11 protein-coding genes are annotated in these 14727 nt (G+C 34.7%); 9 read left to right on the forward strand and 2 right to left on the reverse strand.

All coding sequences use genetic code 11. The features are described from left to right. Positions 1-9 precede the first annotated feature (9 nt). Positions 10-1629: a peptide ABC transporter substrate-binding protein gene (locus LB941_RS00400; protein ID WP_253358483.1), complete on the forward strand. Its 1620-nt coding sequence runs from the start codon at positions 10-12 to the stop codon at positions 1627-1629. A 168-nt stretch (positions 1630-1797) separates the two neighbouring features. Here the strand turns inward: LB941_RS00400 and LB941_RS00405 are convergent, their stop codons facing one another. Further along, positions 1798-2226: an Rrf2 family transcriptional regulator gene (locus tag LB941_RS00405; protein WP_253358484.1), complete on the reverse strand. Its 429-nt coding sequence runs from the start codon at positions 2224-2226 to the stop codon at positions 1798-1800. 25 nt (positions 2227-2251) lie between these two features. Beyond that, positions 2252-3097 (reverse strand): SDR family oxidoreductase, encoded by an 846-nt coding sequence (locus LB941_RS00410; protein ID WP_253358485.1) that lies wholly within the window; start codon positions 3095-3097, stop codon positions 2252-2254. 227 nt (positions 3098-3324) lie between these two features. Between LB941_RS00410 and LB941_RS00415 the strand changes: the two genes are divergently transcribed. The 8 genes from LB941_RS00415 (at position 3325) to leuC (ending at position 14726) form a co-directional block, all read left to right on the forward strand. Then, positions 3325-5367 carry a BglG family transcription antiterminator gene (locus LB941_RS00415; protein WP_253358487.1) on the forward strand — a complete coding sequence of 681 codons (2043 nt, stop codon included), beginning with the start codon at positions 3325-3327 and terminating at the stop codon, positions 5365-5367. Between the two features lie 146 nt (positions 5368-5513). Beyond that, positions 5514-7331: a glutamine--fructose-6-phosphate transaminase (isomerizing) gene (glmS, locus tag LB941_RS00420; protein ID WP_253358489.1), complete on the forward strand. Its 1818-nt coding sequence runs from the start codon at positions 5514-5516 to the stop codon at positions 7329-7331. A gap of 259 nt (positions 7332-7590) precedes the next feature. Next, on the forward strand, positions 7591-8631 hold the full coding sequence (locus LB941_RS00425; protein WP_253358491.1) for an efflux RND transporter periplasmic adaptor subunit: 1041 nt from the start codon (positions 7591-7593) through the stop codon (positions 8629-8631). After that, positions 8628-9308 (forward strand): ABC transporter ATP-binding protein, encoded by a 681-nt coding sequence (locus LB941_RS00430; protein ID WP_253358493.1) that lies wholly within the window; start codon positions 8628-8630, stop codon positions 9306-9308. Before LB941_RS00425 ends, LB941_RS00430 begins: the two co-directional genes overlap by 4 nt. Then, positions 9308-10495 carry an ABC transporter permease gene (locus LB941_RS00435; protein ID WP_253358496.1) on the forward strand — a complete coding sequence of 396 codons (1188 nt, stop codon included), beginning with the start codon at positions 9308-9310 and terminating at the stop codon, positions 10493-10495. Before LB941_RS00430 ends, LB941_RS00435 begins: the two co-directional genes overlap by 1 nt. A gap of 422 nt (positions 10496-10917) precedes the next feature. Further along, on the forward strand, positions 10918-12261 hold the full coding sequence (locus LB941_RS00440) for an MFS transporter (protein ID WP_253358498.1): 1344 nt from the start codon (positions 10918-10920) through the stop codon (positions 12259-12261). Positions 12262-12282: 21 nt separating this feature from the next. Next, on the forward strand, positions 12283-13332 hold the full coding sequence (gene leuB / locus LB941_RS00445) for a 3-isopropylmalate dehydrogenase (protein ID WP_253358499.1): 1050 nt from the start codon (positions 12283-12285) through the stop codon (positions 13330-13332). Positions 13333-13340: 8 nt separating this feature from the next. Next, entirely contained in the window at positions 13341-14726 is a 1386-nt protein-coding gene (leuC, locus tag LB941_RS00450; protein ID WP_253358500.1) for a 3-isopropylmalate dehydratase large subunit, read from the forward strand. Position 14727: the final 1 nt, after the last annotated feature.

A 14727-nucleotide genomic window follows, 5' to 3' on the forward strand; every position in this document is an offset into this window, starting at 1 on the left:
TTTTTAAGTATGAACAAAAGTATAATTAAGTTTATTGCTCCAATAATGATTGGTATGTTTTTCTTAGCGGGATGCTCATCTAAATCAGCAACGACAAGTAAAAAAACAACGTTAAATTTAATGCAATCTTCTGATTTAACCACGCTAGACAACACCAATCAAGCAACAATGTCGGAGTTTTCGACTTTAACGAATTTAGATGAGGGCCTCTATAAGCTTAATTCTAAGAATAAAGTGGTTCCAGCCATAGCTAAGTCAATAGCGAAACCAACTAACAATGGGAAGACTTATACAATAAAATTACGCAAAAATGCGCGTTGGTCAAACGGAGATAAAGTGACAGCTCAGGATTTTGTATACTCATGGCGGCGGTCAGTAGACCCAGCGAATAATCCGGTATACACATATGTTTTTAGTGGAATTAAAAATGCGGACGCAATTGTCGCTGGTAAACTAGCCCCAACTAAGTTAGGCATAAAAGCTAAGGGTAAGTATACATTAGTAATTACCTTGGAGCATCCAATGCAATCATTTAATAAACTAGTGACAATGCCAGTTTTCTTACCACAGGATAAGACATTTGTTCAAAAAGTTGGAACAAAAAAATATGGAACAAGTGCTAAATATACAGTTTCTAATGGAGCATTTAAGATTACAAATTGGACAGGAACTAATAGCTCATACACCTTGGTTAAAAATGAGTATTATTATGCTAAAAAGAAAGTTGCGTTAACCAAGATAAACTATACAACTGTTAAGGATGATAATACGGCCTATAATTTGTTTAAAACAAATAAATTAGATGATGCTACGGTTTCAGGTGTGATTGCTCAAGGATTACAAAACAATAAGAATCTAAAAAAAGTTAGCCGCGCTTGGACATATTATTTGCAGGTAAATCAAAGTAGTAACTCACCATTAGCAAATGCTAAACTAAGAAAAGCAATTTCATTGGTTATTAATCGAAAGCAATTAACCCAAAAGGTTCTCGCTGATGGTTCTACTGCTGCTGGAAGTTTTGTCAGCCCTAAAACAGCAACTGATCCAACTACAGGTAAAGATTTTAGTGAAGAAACAGCAACTTCAACGACAGCCGATGTTAAAAAAGCTAAAAAATTATGGAAAGAGGGCTTAGCGCAAATCGGTAAATCTTCGGTAACACTTAATTTAATTGCTGAGGATACAGATACACAAAAAAATGTAGCTGAATATATTCAAAGTACTATTCAAAGTAAATTAAGTAATGTGACGGTTAAAGTACAAAATCTGCCGGCTAAATCATTATCCAGCAAGAAATCGGCTGGTGATTTTGATTTGAGCCTCTGGTATTGGTTAGCTGATTATGCTGATCCAATAAATTATTTAGGTATTTTAACAAGTGGTAATTCAATGAACCCAGGTAAGTATTCGGATAGCGCATATGACACATATATTGCAAAAGCGCAAACTGCACAAACAACAGCAGCATATTGGTCTAATCTTAGAAAAGCAGAGAAACAATTACAAGAATCGACTGGAATTATTCCACTGTACTATGTTAAGGAAGATCATTTAGTTCAATCAGGATTAAAAGGTGTTATCTATCATACCGCTGGTTTTGCTGATTATACGAGAGCGTATTGGAAATAAGTTAAAGAGATACAAGAAGAGTCCGAGATGGTTGTCTCGGACTCTTCTTGTATCCAAATGTTGTGTGCCTATCAAGGCAGCAAGGTGCGTTTAACGGTATAAATGTAGACAGTCTAAGTCCAGAACTTATTCAGGTAATACCTAGTCGACCGTCTTTTGTTTTTTTCATTAAACCTTGTTTATTTCCAATAGAAGTTCATCAGTAATATCAGCCAAGCTTATTTTTCGCATTTCTTTTTCAGCTGCAAGTTGAATACGGTTATATGTGTCATTTAATACAGGCGAGATATTGCTACCGATTGGACACTTTTGATTAGTTGTTGTATCGACATGCAGAAGATTTTCATCTGGATTAATGGCGGTATAGATATCTAAAAGCGAAATATCTTGTGGTTTAGAAACTAAGGTAGGATTAGCAATACCTTGTTGCGTGGTTAGAAGATTGTTTTTAGTAAGTTGAGTCATCAGTCTACGGACTAAACTAGGATTTGAGTTAATACTGCGTGCAATAGCTATGCTAGATAAGTTGTCATCTTTACATATTACTATATAGGCTAGAATATGGATGGCATCGCTTAGTCTATGCGAATATTTCATGTGATTACTTCGCCTCTCTTCATAGTTAGATTTCAGAGATAGCCTCTGTTAATGGTGTAAGTTTACGGCCTAAAATATCTGTTAAATCACTCGTTTTTTCGGTTAATTCACCATCGCGAATTAGTTTTTCAATCATTAAAATTACATCTGCAGCTTCACCGAGACCGTTTTTTTCAAGTTCTTGGCGGTATTTATCATCTGATAGTGATTTGATAGCAAAGGGATTATTTGAAATTTTTTTGATAGTTTCACCCAGTTCAGCAAAGGTTAAAGCTGGACCAGCAAATTCATAGATCTCTTTAGGATTATCGTGAATTAGTACTTTAACTGCTCCTTCAGCATACTCCCTTTCTAGAGCCCAGCCAACACGGCCTTCACCAGCTGAATATAGGAATGGTTGACCTGAAAGAGCACCTTTGATGAGGTCTTTTTGATTTTCTAGATACCAGTTATTTCTTAAAAAAGAGTGGGCAATTCCGCTGTCTAATAGTGCATTTTCAGTAATTTTATGGTCAGCTGCAAGAGGACTCTCAGCTTGGTTTGCATGGGGGAAACTAGTATATGCAATGAATCCAACGCCAGCAGCTTTAGCAGCTTGGACGACATTCAAATGTTGTTTGTCACGTGGATAATCACCACCAGGAAGAGATGAGATAAACAGCAAACGATCAATACCATTAAAAGCTTTTTCTAAACTAGCTTCATCTGTATAGTCAGCTTGACGGATTTCGATACCAGTAGGTAAAATCTCAGTAGCTTTTTTGGTATTTCTTGCAAATGCCACAATATCTGTTTTATCAACAAGATCGGAAAGGAAGGTAACAGCTTTTTGACCAAATTTGCCAGTTGATGCAGTAATTCCATATTTCATAGATAGAACCTCCAATATGAATAATATAATTCTTTTTGATGTTATTTATAAAGTAACATGAATGATTCAGGAATTCAATGAATATGATTGCAGTTCCATAAAGTTAATGTAATAGCGGATAAACCGTTTTATTGAAAGAATATTAAAATAGCTTTGCTTTTCAAAATGAACTATAATTAGGCGTTAAAGTATAAAATTTATATAAAAATGAGATAAGGAGAATTTTTATGGTAAAACTGACGGCACGTCAACAGAAACTGTTAACGGTCTTGACTGAAAATGAAAATGGCGTGTCATTAAAAACAATTGAATTTTTACTCAAAGTTAGTCGCCGCACAATCTATCGTGAATTTTCTGATTTGAAATTATATTTGCAAAGTCAAAATATTGAAATTGAAAATGTAAATGGATCATATAAACTTACAGGTGCAGTAGGCAGTATATTGCCAGATGTTTCAAAGCAACAGACAACAGATAATATTTCAACAGGACGAAGAGAAAACGTCTTAGCAAGTCGATTATTACTAGAAAACCAGCCTGAGAAAATAATTACGTTTGCTTTGGATTTAGATGTTAGTGAAGGTACAATTCAGCGTGATCTAACTAAAATAGAAGATTCATTACAAAAATATAATCTGCAGATTACGAAACAAAAAGGCGTTGGTGTTTATGTTGTAGGTTCAGAAAAAATGCGACGTCAAGTTTTATGTGGAATTTTGATGAATGAATTAAATGAGTATTATTTTTTACGCTATGTTCAAACAGATGAAGAAGTTAGGCAAGTACACAGCTTATTTGCCGGTTTGTTACCACGTGAATTATTACAGGAAGTCTATAGAGGCTTGCAGAAAGTGATTTTTCCTGTTATTGAAATTGCTTCAGATAGGAAAATGATTCAATTGATACTAATTACAGCAATCAGTATCTATCGTGCACAACAAGGCAATCATGTGAAAGTAAAAAAGAATAAGGATAGTTTACGTTATATTGCTAAAGTTTATGAGTTATTTGCAGCTTTTTTAGCGGATATGCGCACTAACTTAACGACGGATGAAGCATTATATATTGCTAGTCAAATTGAATTAAGAGATTATACGGTACAGGATTTTGATTTAGTAGAAGAAACAGAGTTACCAGTTTCTTTGCAAGTCCGCGAGTTTATTCGAAACGTTTCTGATGAGTTTGGTTGGAATTTCCAACGTAATCCAGATTTTTTTAAGCGATTATTGCGCCATATTTTAAATCTAGAAAAGAATAGTAAAGAACGTTTACCAAACGGGCATATTGAGACGCTGCAAAACTTAACAGTTAAATATAAAGCACTCTATAATGCGATTCTTAATTGTTGGAGTAAAACATTTGATATTCATCTAGTAATTCCTGAATACCAACTATTATTATTATATTTTGCAAATGAATATACAAATAGGAATTACGTGCGAGATGTAGCCGCGTTAATTGTTTGCGAAAATGGAATTGGAACAGCCAATATTTTAGCTAGTAGACTAAAAAAGGAACTGCCAGAAGTAAAAAAAATTGATATTTCACATTTAGCTCAATTAGCCCAATTAGATATTAAAAAATATGATCTTATTTTAGCTACTTTAGAGTTACCAGGGTTTCCAAGAGAATATCAGATTGTAAGTCCTCTACTATTAGATGATGAAGTCGCAAGGCTAAAAGATTACTTGAATAACTACCAACGACCAGATTATGATGATGTTAAAAGTACTTTTGTAAAACGAAAGAATGCTTCAGAGAAACTTGATCAGTTATATGAGTACACAAGATTAACAGCAGAACTAGTTAGGAACACTAAAGTCCATGAAATAAAAAAGGAAAGTGACAATATTACTGATTCTATTGTAACTGTATTGGATGTGCTAGATGATAACCTTATCTCAGATAAAGAACAAGTCAAAAATGCATTAGTCCATCGCATTGAATTGGCACCTATTGGAATTCCTGACACGAAGCTAGCGTTATTGCATACTAGTAACGCAGCAGTAAAACGATGCTACTTTGCTGTTTTTGAATTAACGCAATCTATCGAGATGTTAGGCATGGATAAAGAAAAAATGGCGGTTTCACGCTATACATTTATGATTGCTCCAAAAGAAATTACTCCATTTGAGCAAAAGGCATTAGGCATAATTAGTAGCGCTATTGTTATGAATAGTGAAAATACAAAGATTTTTGAAAAGGGAACGACAAAACAAATTCAAGAACTTTTGGCCAATCAGTTTTTAAATGAAATATTTACGAATTAATAAGGTATACCAATTCTACTTGACAACCATTGAATAAAAGATTATATTATTTATGTTTAAAGCGTTTATACAAAGGGATAACTCCTTTAAATTGTATATACCAATTTTAGAAAGATAATATTTAAAGAAATGAAAGGTTGATTCTTATGTGTGGAATTGTTGGTGTCACAGGTAATCCAGATGCTGTTGAAATTTTATTGGGCGGTTTAGAACAATTAGAGTATCGAGGCTATGATTCAGCCGGTATTTATGTCAATGATCAAGCTGGAACAGATTACTTGGTTAAAGAAAAAGGGCGTATCGCTGATTTACGAGCTGAAGTAGGAGCAGATGTTCACGGCTCAACTGGAATTGGGCATACACGGTGGGCTACTCATGGTGTACCAAGCAAGGAAAATGCACACCCACATGTATCAAACGATAAGCGGTATTATTTAGTTCATAATGGTGTTATTGGTAATTTTACTGAATTGAAAGAAGAATATTTACAAGATGTAACTTTAGTAAGTGAGACAGATACAGAAGTTATTGTTCAGTTAGTTGCTAAATTTGCACGTGAAGGCTTGGACACAGAGTCAGCCTTCAAAAAAGTTTTAAGTTTAGTTGATGAAAGTTCATCATACTCATTTTTACTACTTGATCGCAAAGACCCTGATACACTTTTTGTTGCAAAAAACAAAAGTCCATTGTTAATCGGAGTTGGAGACGGCTTTAATGTTGTATGTAGCGATGCAATTGCAATGTTAAAGGAAACGCATGATTTTATTGAACTGGTTGATGGTGAAATTGTAATTGTAAAACCTAACTCAATTGTTATTAAAAATCCAGCTGGTGAAATTATGCAGCGCAAGCCATTCCATGTGGATACAGATCCAGCGCAAGCACAAAAGGGTGCTTATCCATATTACATGCTAAAAGAAATTGATGAACAACCTGGTGTGATGCGCAATCTTATCAAAGAATATATTGCAGCAGATGGCTCAATCAAGATTGATCAAGATTTACTTAAAGAGATGTCTGCAGCTGATCGTTTATATATTGTAGCTGCAGGAACAAGTTATCATGCTGGTCTTGTGGGTAAAGAACTATTTGAAAAATTAGTTAAAGTGCCAACAGAGGTGCATGTTGCATCTGAGTTTGGTTATAATACACCATTGTTATCGAAGAAGCCTTTCTTTATCTTTTTAACACAAAGTGGTGAAACAGCAGATAGTCGTCAAGTTTTAGCACAGGTAAATAAAGATGGTTATCCAAGCTTAACAATAACAAATGTTATGAATTCAACTCTATCACGAGAAGCAACATATACATTATTATTATATGCTGGACCAGAAATTGCAGTTGCTTCTACTAAAGCATATACAGGTCAAATTGCATTAGAAGCAATTTTAGCAAAAGCATTAGGTGTTCATAACAATGTTCCTACGATTAAAGACTTTGATGTAGCAGGTGAATTAACTAAAGCAGCCAATGGTATGCAAGAATTAGTTGATGAAAAAAGTGAAATTGAAAAGATTGCAGCAGCTTTATTAAAAGATACCCGAAATGCATTTTATATAGGACGTGCAATGGATTATGCTATTGTGCAAGAAGCTGCTTTAAAATTAAAAGAAGTTTCCTATATTCAAACAGAAGGTTTCGCATCTGGAGAATTAAAGCATGGAACAATTGCTTTAATTCAGGAAAATACACCTGTGATTGCAATTATTACAGATAAAAGAACAGCTGCGCATACAAGAAGTAATGCACAAGAAGTAAAGGCTCGTGGAGCAAATATTCTGTATATTGCAAGTCGAGAAGTTGCAACGCCAACAGATCAAATTGTATTACCAGAGATTACACCGCTTCTTTCAGCATTAGTTGCGATTGTACCAGCTCAGTTATTAGCTTACTATGCAAGTATTCAACGGGGATACGATGTAGATAAACCACGTAATTTAGCTAAGAGTGTTACAGTTGAATAATTAGATAGATTTTATTAAAAAGCTTTCTAAACTACAAAATATATAGTAATTTTCAAGGATTAGTTGCTATTTAACCATATGAAGGTTCCTAACGTATGAATTTGTAGATTAGATGGCTTTTTTGCTACATTCAAATAAAGAGTGAGAGTGAACCATTCGCGTTGATTCAGGGACAGTTTATGCTAGATGAGCAGATTTTTGAAGATAAATATGCTATCATGAAACGGGAAATTACATAGTTAGGATGGGGTAATTTAGTATGAAAAAAGTAAAGGTAACGGTTGTAGGGTTAGTCGTTTTTTTTGTGATAATTGGAGCAGTTTTACTATGGCGCGGACATACACAAAAGAGTACGGAGAATAAGCAAACAAATAAATATAGTACAGAAAAAGCGGAGAAGGTAACAGCACTAACGCTAAGTGGGCGAGTGAGTCCTAAGGAACAGCGCAGTTTTTCAGTTACCAAGAAAAACTTGGCGGCAATGAAGGTCGAAGACGGTCAGCAAGTTACATCAGGCCAAGTTCTATACACTACATATAATCAAACTAACGCAACACAGTTGGCAGAGTTGAAAACAACATTGGCTAAGGAACAACGTGAGAAAACGGAAGCCACACAAAAGTTGCAAACAGCAAAAAATACATTGAGTAAACTACAAAAAAGTGATGATGGATATACAGATGCCCAAAATGATGTAACGAGTGCTAGCGATAGTTTGGATGATGCTAATGATAGCATTTCTTCCACACAAACTAAGATAAATCAGGTTTCAGATGAAGTTTCACCTAGTGCTACGGCCCCATTTGCAGGAAATGTAACAATAACATATGACAACAGTGGCAATGCTAAAGTAACTGTAGCCTCAACTGACTTACAAGTTATTGCACAAGTTTCCGAATATGATTATGCTAAGGTGAAAACAGAAGCTAGCGTAAGTGTTAAAGCTGTTGCAACAGGTAAAAAACAAGACACGATTGTTACTTTAGTATCACTACATCCAACAAGTACAAATTCAGCAGCTGGTTCAAAATATAACGTGTATGCTGACTTAGATGGTAGCAAATTTATTGATGGTCAGACGGTAAAAGTTACTGTCCCACAAAGTGGAGTAGTGATTTCAAAGAGTAGTGTTTATCATGGAAAAGTTTATGTAGTTAAAAATAACAAGATAGTGGGCCAAAAGGTTTCAGGTAAAAATGAAGACGGAACATATGTGGTAAAAACGGGTCTCACAGCTGGTCAAAAGGTAATCACTAACCCTGACAACAAGCTTAAAACGGGGGAGAAGTGGCCACAATGATTTCTTTGAAAAATATTAATAAATACTATAAACAAGGTGAACAAGAAGTCCATATCTTACATGACATAACGTTAGATATTCAGCAAGGTGAATTTGTTGGGATTATGGGACAATCAGGTTCAGGAAAATCAACCCTAATTAATATTATTGGTTTTTTGGATCGTGAATATAAAGGAGACTATGTCTTCAAAGAAGACAATATTGTTCATTATACGAATAAGAAATTCACATATTTACGGAACAAGAATGTTGGTTTTGTTTTCCAAAATTTTAAGTTGATTAATAATTTGAGTGTTGCGGAAAATGTTGCTTTGCCGCTAATGTATGCTGGTGTAAAGAAAAAAGAAGTTACGCAGCGAGTTAGTGAAGTTTTAGAAAAAGTGGGTCTTGGGGGCTATGAAAAGAGTATTCCCTCGCAACTTTCAGGTGGTCAACAACAAAGAGTATCAATTGCACGTGCAATTGTAGGAAATCCCACCTTTTTAATAGCAGATGAACCTACAGGTGCTTTAGATAGTCAAACATCTGCCGAAATAATGGCATTATTCAAACAACTAAATACGCTCAATCATACAACAATAATTATTGTGACGCATGATCCTAATGTTGGCAAACAAATGGATCGGCTATTAACGATTCTTGATGGACGTTTGATTTCGGATACGGAGGGAGAATAATGAACTATAGTGATTTATTTAAAGTAGCATTTAAATCATTATTAGCGAACAAGCGACGAAGTTTGTTGACAATGATTGGGATTGTCATTGGAATTGCATCGGTTATCACGATAATAGCTTTAGGCAATGGCGTTAAACAAAAAATGATTTCAGAGTTTAAAACAAGTAACTCTGGTGAACAAACAACGCAAATTACTTTTAGTGGCAAGGAAGACTCTACACAGGGATTCACTACAAGCGATATTGCAAAGATAAAACAACAGTTTTCTAAACAATTGACACAGGTTAAATTTAAAAAAGATTCTAGTGATATTTCTGTAAGTGATGTGAGTGTTGGAAATGCAACACTTAGTGGAACGGTAACACTTTTGAAAAAGCCAATGCCTAATAGCAAGTTAAAGTATGGTCATAATTTGACGCAAAGTGATTTAGATTTAAATCAGAAAGTAATTCTATTGAGTAGTGATTATGCTAAAAAAATCTATAAATATAGTCAAAATGCTATTGGAACAGCTGTTATTATTAATGGTATTTCGTATAAAGTGAAGGGGATTTATAAATCCGAAAGTTATACAAAATACAGTGCTAACTTTTTAGTTTCGAAGAAAACCTACTATGCAGGTAAAAAAATGGATCAGAGTAACACTTTGAAATTAACAGTAGCTAAGGGAAATGGTGCATCTAGCGTTACCAAAAAAGTAGTCAAATACTTAAAAAAGCACGGCGAAAACCGCCATCTTGGAAGTTATTCATATTTTGATGAAGGGGCTATTTTGAAGTCTATTTCAACTATAATGGATGTTTTAACATATTTCATTAGTGCAATTGCAGGAATTTCACTTTTCATTGCAGGTATTGGAGTAATGAATATGATGTATATTTCAGTTTCTGAAAGAACCCAAGAAATTGGTATTCGTTTGGCTGTTGGTGCAACCCAGAAGAATATTTTATGGCAGTTTTTACTAGAAGCAGTAATGCTAACGGTAAGTGGCGGAATTACTGGATTCTTGATTGGATGGGGGATTTCAAGTGTTATTTCGTTAGCAATACCGTACCATATCCATGCGGTGGTTACATTTAGCAATTTCTTATTAGCATTTGGTGTTTCATCAGCAGTAGGAATAATTTTTGGTATCTTACCAGCAACCCAAGCATCAAAACGGAATCTAATTGATATTTTACGTTAGTAATAAACTACGAGACTTAGAACGCAGAAGATTAATTTTTAGCGTTTTAAGTCTTTTTCAACCTATTCTCCAATGGAATAAGATACTATAATAATTCTAATTTTGGAATGTTCAAAAAAATCAATATATTTCATTGACATACTTTAAATTTAGATTATACTTATCATCATAAACTAATTTTCGAGAGGAGTCCTTTAAGTGATAGCAGTTAAAAAACAAAGTAAGATTGTAAGTGTTGAAAGCTTACTAGCCCTATTGCTACTACCATAGAAGGACTTTGACATTTTGGTCAAGTCCTGTTTGATGTAGAAGAGATAGGGCTTGATTGAGAAAGAATTATTGCATTGCTGATAATTTGTAAGATTAATACCCTATTTCTTGATTTAAGGAATTTGGGTATTTTTTATTGGAGGGAATCAGTAATGGAGCAAACGATTAATCAACAAATAAATGATAGAACAAAAGAAGAACAGTTACGAACACGAATTGATAAGGTTCAAGTGACACCAACTTTCAAAAGAGTTTTTGTATTGGTTGCAGCAGGAATGTTTCTTGACGCAATTGATGTATATTTAGCAAGTGGAGTTAGCAGTTATTTATTAAAGGAAAAATGGTCAACATTGGCCTTAAATTCAACTTTTCTTTCTGTAGGTTTTTTAGGTTTATTTATCGGTTCGATTACAGCTGGATTAGTTGGTGATTTTTTTGGACGTAAGAAAGCATATCAGTTAAATTTAATTGTTTTTGGCTTTTTTACATTGATTGGTGCTTTTGCGCCTAATATGATGTTTTTAATTGCCTGTCGCTTGATTGCAAGTATTGGCTTAGGCACTGAGATAGTTACAGGATATGCAATGATTAATGAGTTTGCACCTGTTAAACAACGGGGAAGATGGTGTGCGATGACATCGTTTGTAGCTAATTGCGGAGCGCCAATTACTTTATTATTATGTACAATCTTAATACCGCTGTTTACTTGGCGAGTTATGTTTATTATTTCAGGAAGTTTAGCACTTGTTTTATGGTATTTTAGACGCAGTTTGCCAGAATCTCCACGTTGGAATATAACACATGGAAACTATGGGGCGGCAGAAGACACTATTTCAGAAATTGAAATGGAAATGAAGGAAAATGGTATTAAACCAGAACATACAGATGAAGAAGTAATAGATTATACAAAGGCAAATGAGATGGATAACCACTTTATTAGAAATTTATTTGTAGCTATTGTTGCTGTTACAGCAACCATTGTTTGTCAATATACGTTTACTTCATGGGTACCAACATTGTTAGTTAAACAAGGAATTGATATTGTTTCGTCATTAGGCTTTTCAACCGTTATGATGATAGGTGCTCCTGTTGGTGCATTTATTGGTGCAATGATTGTTGATCGAGTAGGAAGAAAGCCAACAATTGTAGCTGCTTTTATTTCTGCAGCAATCTTGGGAGTTATGTATGGTCATGAAACAACAGCTATCGGTGTTATGATAAATGGCTTTTTGTTGACAACCTGTTTTTATATTTTGATGGCTTCAGTTGTTGCTGTATATACATCAGAACTTTTTTCAACTAGATATCGTTTTCGTGGGGCAGGTGTTGCTAATGGTATTTCAAAGTTAGTAACAGTTGGAATGCCTTATGCAGTTGCTTGGATGTTAACAGTTACTGATTCGGGAATGATTTTTACTACTATTGGAATTTTTGCTTTTATTGCTGGGGCAGTTGTTTTTCTTTTTGGCCCTGAAACAAATAATAAAATAATTTAAGAGAAGGGTTTGTAATAGATAATGGAAAAGAAAAAAATTGCGATTTTGCAAGGTGATTATTCGGGTCCTGAAATGATGCAAGCAGGTTTAGCTGTTTTAGATGCTGTTAGCCAAAATACTGATTTTGAATATGAATTAAATCAATATTATTTTGGAGGTGAAGCAATTGATGCAGTTGGTGAACCTTTACCTAAAGAAACAGTAGCTGGATGTAAAAAAGCTGATGCAGTTTTATTAAGTGCAATTGGTGGACCAAAATGGGAAAAAGAAACGAATTCACCAGAAAAAGGGTTGCTGCAAATTCGAAATGAGTTAGGGTTGTTTGCTAACATTCGTCCAACTAAAGTAATCAAAGCGCTAGAAAACCATTCACCTTTAAAACAAGATATTATTAGTGGAACAGATTTCGTTATTGTACGCGAATTAACTAGTGGAATATATTTTGGAACACCAAGGGTAGAAGAAAAAGATTATGCAGTGGATACTACAAGTTATACGCTAGAAGAAATTACGCGGATTTTAAAAGTTGGATTTGAGATGGCACAAAGACGTAAAAAACATGTCACTATTGTAGATAAAGCAAATGTTTTAGCTACTTCACGTTTGTGGCGAAAGACAGCAGAAAAGTTTAGCCAAGATTATCCAGATACTACAGTTGATTATATGTATGTTGATGCGACTGCGATGAAAATAATTACAGAACCAACTTTCTTTGATGTAATTATTACAGCTAATTTATTTGGGGACATTTTAAGTGACGAAGCAGCTGTCTTGACCGGCTCATTAGGCACTATTCCATCTGCTAGTGCAGGAACTAAAGGCCCTCGCCTATATGAACCAATTCATGGTTCTGCACCTACTTTGGCTAAGCAAAATAAAATTAATCCTCTTTCAATGATTCAAAGTATTGAGTTGATGTTAAGAGATTCATTTGAAAGAGAGGATTTAGCTAATCGTATTAGTAGGGCGATTGTAAAAACAATTGCTGAAGGGATAATAACAGCAGATATTGGGGGGCAAGCATCGACAACTGAAATGACAGCGGCAATAATTGAAAATTTGAAGGGATGAAAGTAAAAATGGCAAGTACAATTTTTGATAAAATATGGCAAAATCATGTTATTGAAGGCAATGAAGGGGAACCGCAGCTGTTGTATGTAGACTTACATCTGGTACATGAGGTTACATCACCGCAAGCATTTGAAGGTTTGCGTGAAAATAATAGAAAAGTTAGACGTCCAGATAAAACTTTTGCGACTGTTGATCATAATGTACCAACTAATCCTTCACCAGTAGATTCAATTGAAAACATCCATGATAAGATATCAAGATTGCAAGTAGAGACATTACAAAATAATTGTCAGGAATTTGGAATTAAAATGGCTGGTATTGGTGCAAAGGATCAAGGGATTGTTCATGTAATTGGACCTCAATTAGGATTAAGTCAACCAGGAAAGATAATTGTTTGTGGAGATTCGCATACGTCAACTCATGGTGGATTAGGTGCAATTGCATTTGGAATTGGTACATCAGAAGTAGAGCATGTTTTAGCGACTCAAACAATTTGGCAAATGAAACCTAAAAATATGGGAATTAAAATTCAAGGCAAATTAGCTAAAGGTGTTTCATCTAAAGATATTATTATGCATTTGATTGCTAAATATGGTGCAAATTTTGGGGTGGGATATGCTTTAGAATTTTATGGTGATACGATTGAAGACCTATCGCAAGAGGCGCGAATGACAATTACAAATATGGCAATTGAAGGTGGGGCCAAAGTAGGCATTATAAAACCAGACGAAAAAACTTTTGAATATGTAGCTGGTAGAAAATATGCACCTGAAGATATGGATGCAGCAATTGCATATTGGTCTCAATTATATACGGATAGTGAAGAAGCTTTCGATAAGATTATTACAGTAGATGCAACACAACTTGAACCATATGTTTCATGGGGGACCAATCCCGCAATGGCAGTATCTTTCAGTGAGAAATTACCTAAAATAACAGATAGTAATATAAAACAAGCCTATGAGTATATGGGGCTTGAACCAGGAATTAAAGTAGAAAATATTCCAGTAGAATGGATTTTTATAGGCTCTTGTACCAATGGAAGATTGGAAGATTTAAAAAAGGCAGCAGAGGTTATTAAGGGGCATAAATTAGCGCCAAATGTGACAGGTTGGGTTGTTCCGGGATCACGTTCTGTAAAAACACAAGCAGAAAAATTAGGACTAGATAAAATATTTATTGATGCTGGCTGTGAATGGAGAGATCCAGGTTGTTCAGCATGCTTGGCAATGAATCCAGATAAAATTCCAGCAGGAATTCATTGTGCTTCAACAACAAATCGTAATTTTGAGGGCCGCCAAGGTGCAAATGCACGGACGCATTTAGCAAGTCCTGCAATGGTTGCTGCAGCAGGAATTAATGGTCACTTTGTAGATATTAGAAAGATTAGCTAGG

The sequence above is a fragment of the Ligilactobacillus ubinensis genome, from assembly GCF_024160875.1.
GTDB classification, from domain to species: domain Bacteria; phylum Bacillota; class Bacilli; order Lactobacillales; family Lactobacillaceae; genus Ligilactobacillus; species Ligilactobacillus ubinensis.

What these genes read in the sequence shown, in the direction of transcription:
- LB941_RS00400 (WP_253358483.1), top strand. Translation starts at nt 10, where the DNA reads ATGAACAAAAGTATAATTAAGTTTATTGCTCCAATAATGATTGGTATG.
- LB941_RS00405 (WP_253358484.1), bottom strand. Translation starts at nt 2,226, where the DNA reads ATGAAATATTCGCATAGACTAAGCGATGCCATCCATATTCTAGCCTAT.
- LB941_RS00410 (WP_253358485.1), bottom strand. Translation starts at nt 3,097, where the DNA reads ATGAAATATGGAATTACTGCATCAACTGGCAAATTTGGTCAAAAAGCT.
- LB941_RS00415 (WP_253358487.1), top strand. Translation starts at nt 3,325, where the DNA reads ATGGTAAAACTGACGGCACGTCAACAGAAACTGTTAACGGTCTTGACT.
- glmS (WP_253358489.1), top strand. Translation starts at nt 5,514, where the DNA reads ATGTGTGGAATTGTTGGTGTCACAGGTAATCCAGATGCTGTTGAAATT.
- LB941_RS00425 (WP_253358491.1), top strand. Translation starts at nt 7,591, where the DNA reads ATGAAAAAAGTAAAGGTAACGGTTGTAGGGTTAGTCGTTTTTTTTGTG.
- LB941_RS00430 (WP_253358493.1), top strand. Translation starts at nt 8,628, where the DNA reads ATGATTTCTTTGAAAAATATTAATAAATACTATAAACAAGGTGAACAA.
- LB941_RS00435 (WP_253358496.1), top strand. Translation starts at nt 9,308, where the DNA reads ATGAACTATAGTGATTTATTTAAAGTAGCATTTAAATCATTATTAGCG.
- LB941_RS00440 (WP_253358498.1), top strand. Translation starts at nt 10,918, where the DNA reads ATGGAGCAAACGATTAATCAACAAATAAATGATAGAACAAAAGAAGAA.
- leuB (WP_253358499.1), top strand. Translation starts at nt 12,283, where the DNA reads ATGGAAAAGAAAAAAATTGCGATTTTGCAAGGTGATTATTCGGGTCCT.
- leuC (WP_253358500.1), top strand. Translation starts at nt 13,341, where the DNA reads ATGGCAAGTACAATTTTTGATAAAATATGGCAAAATCATGTTATTGAA.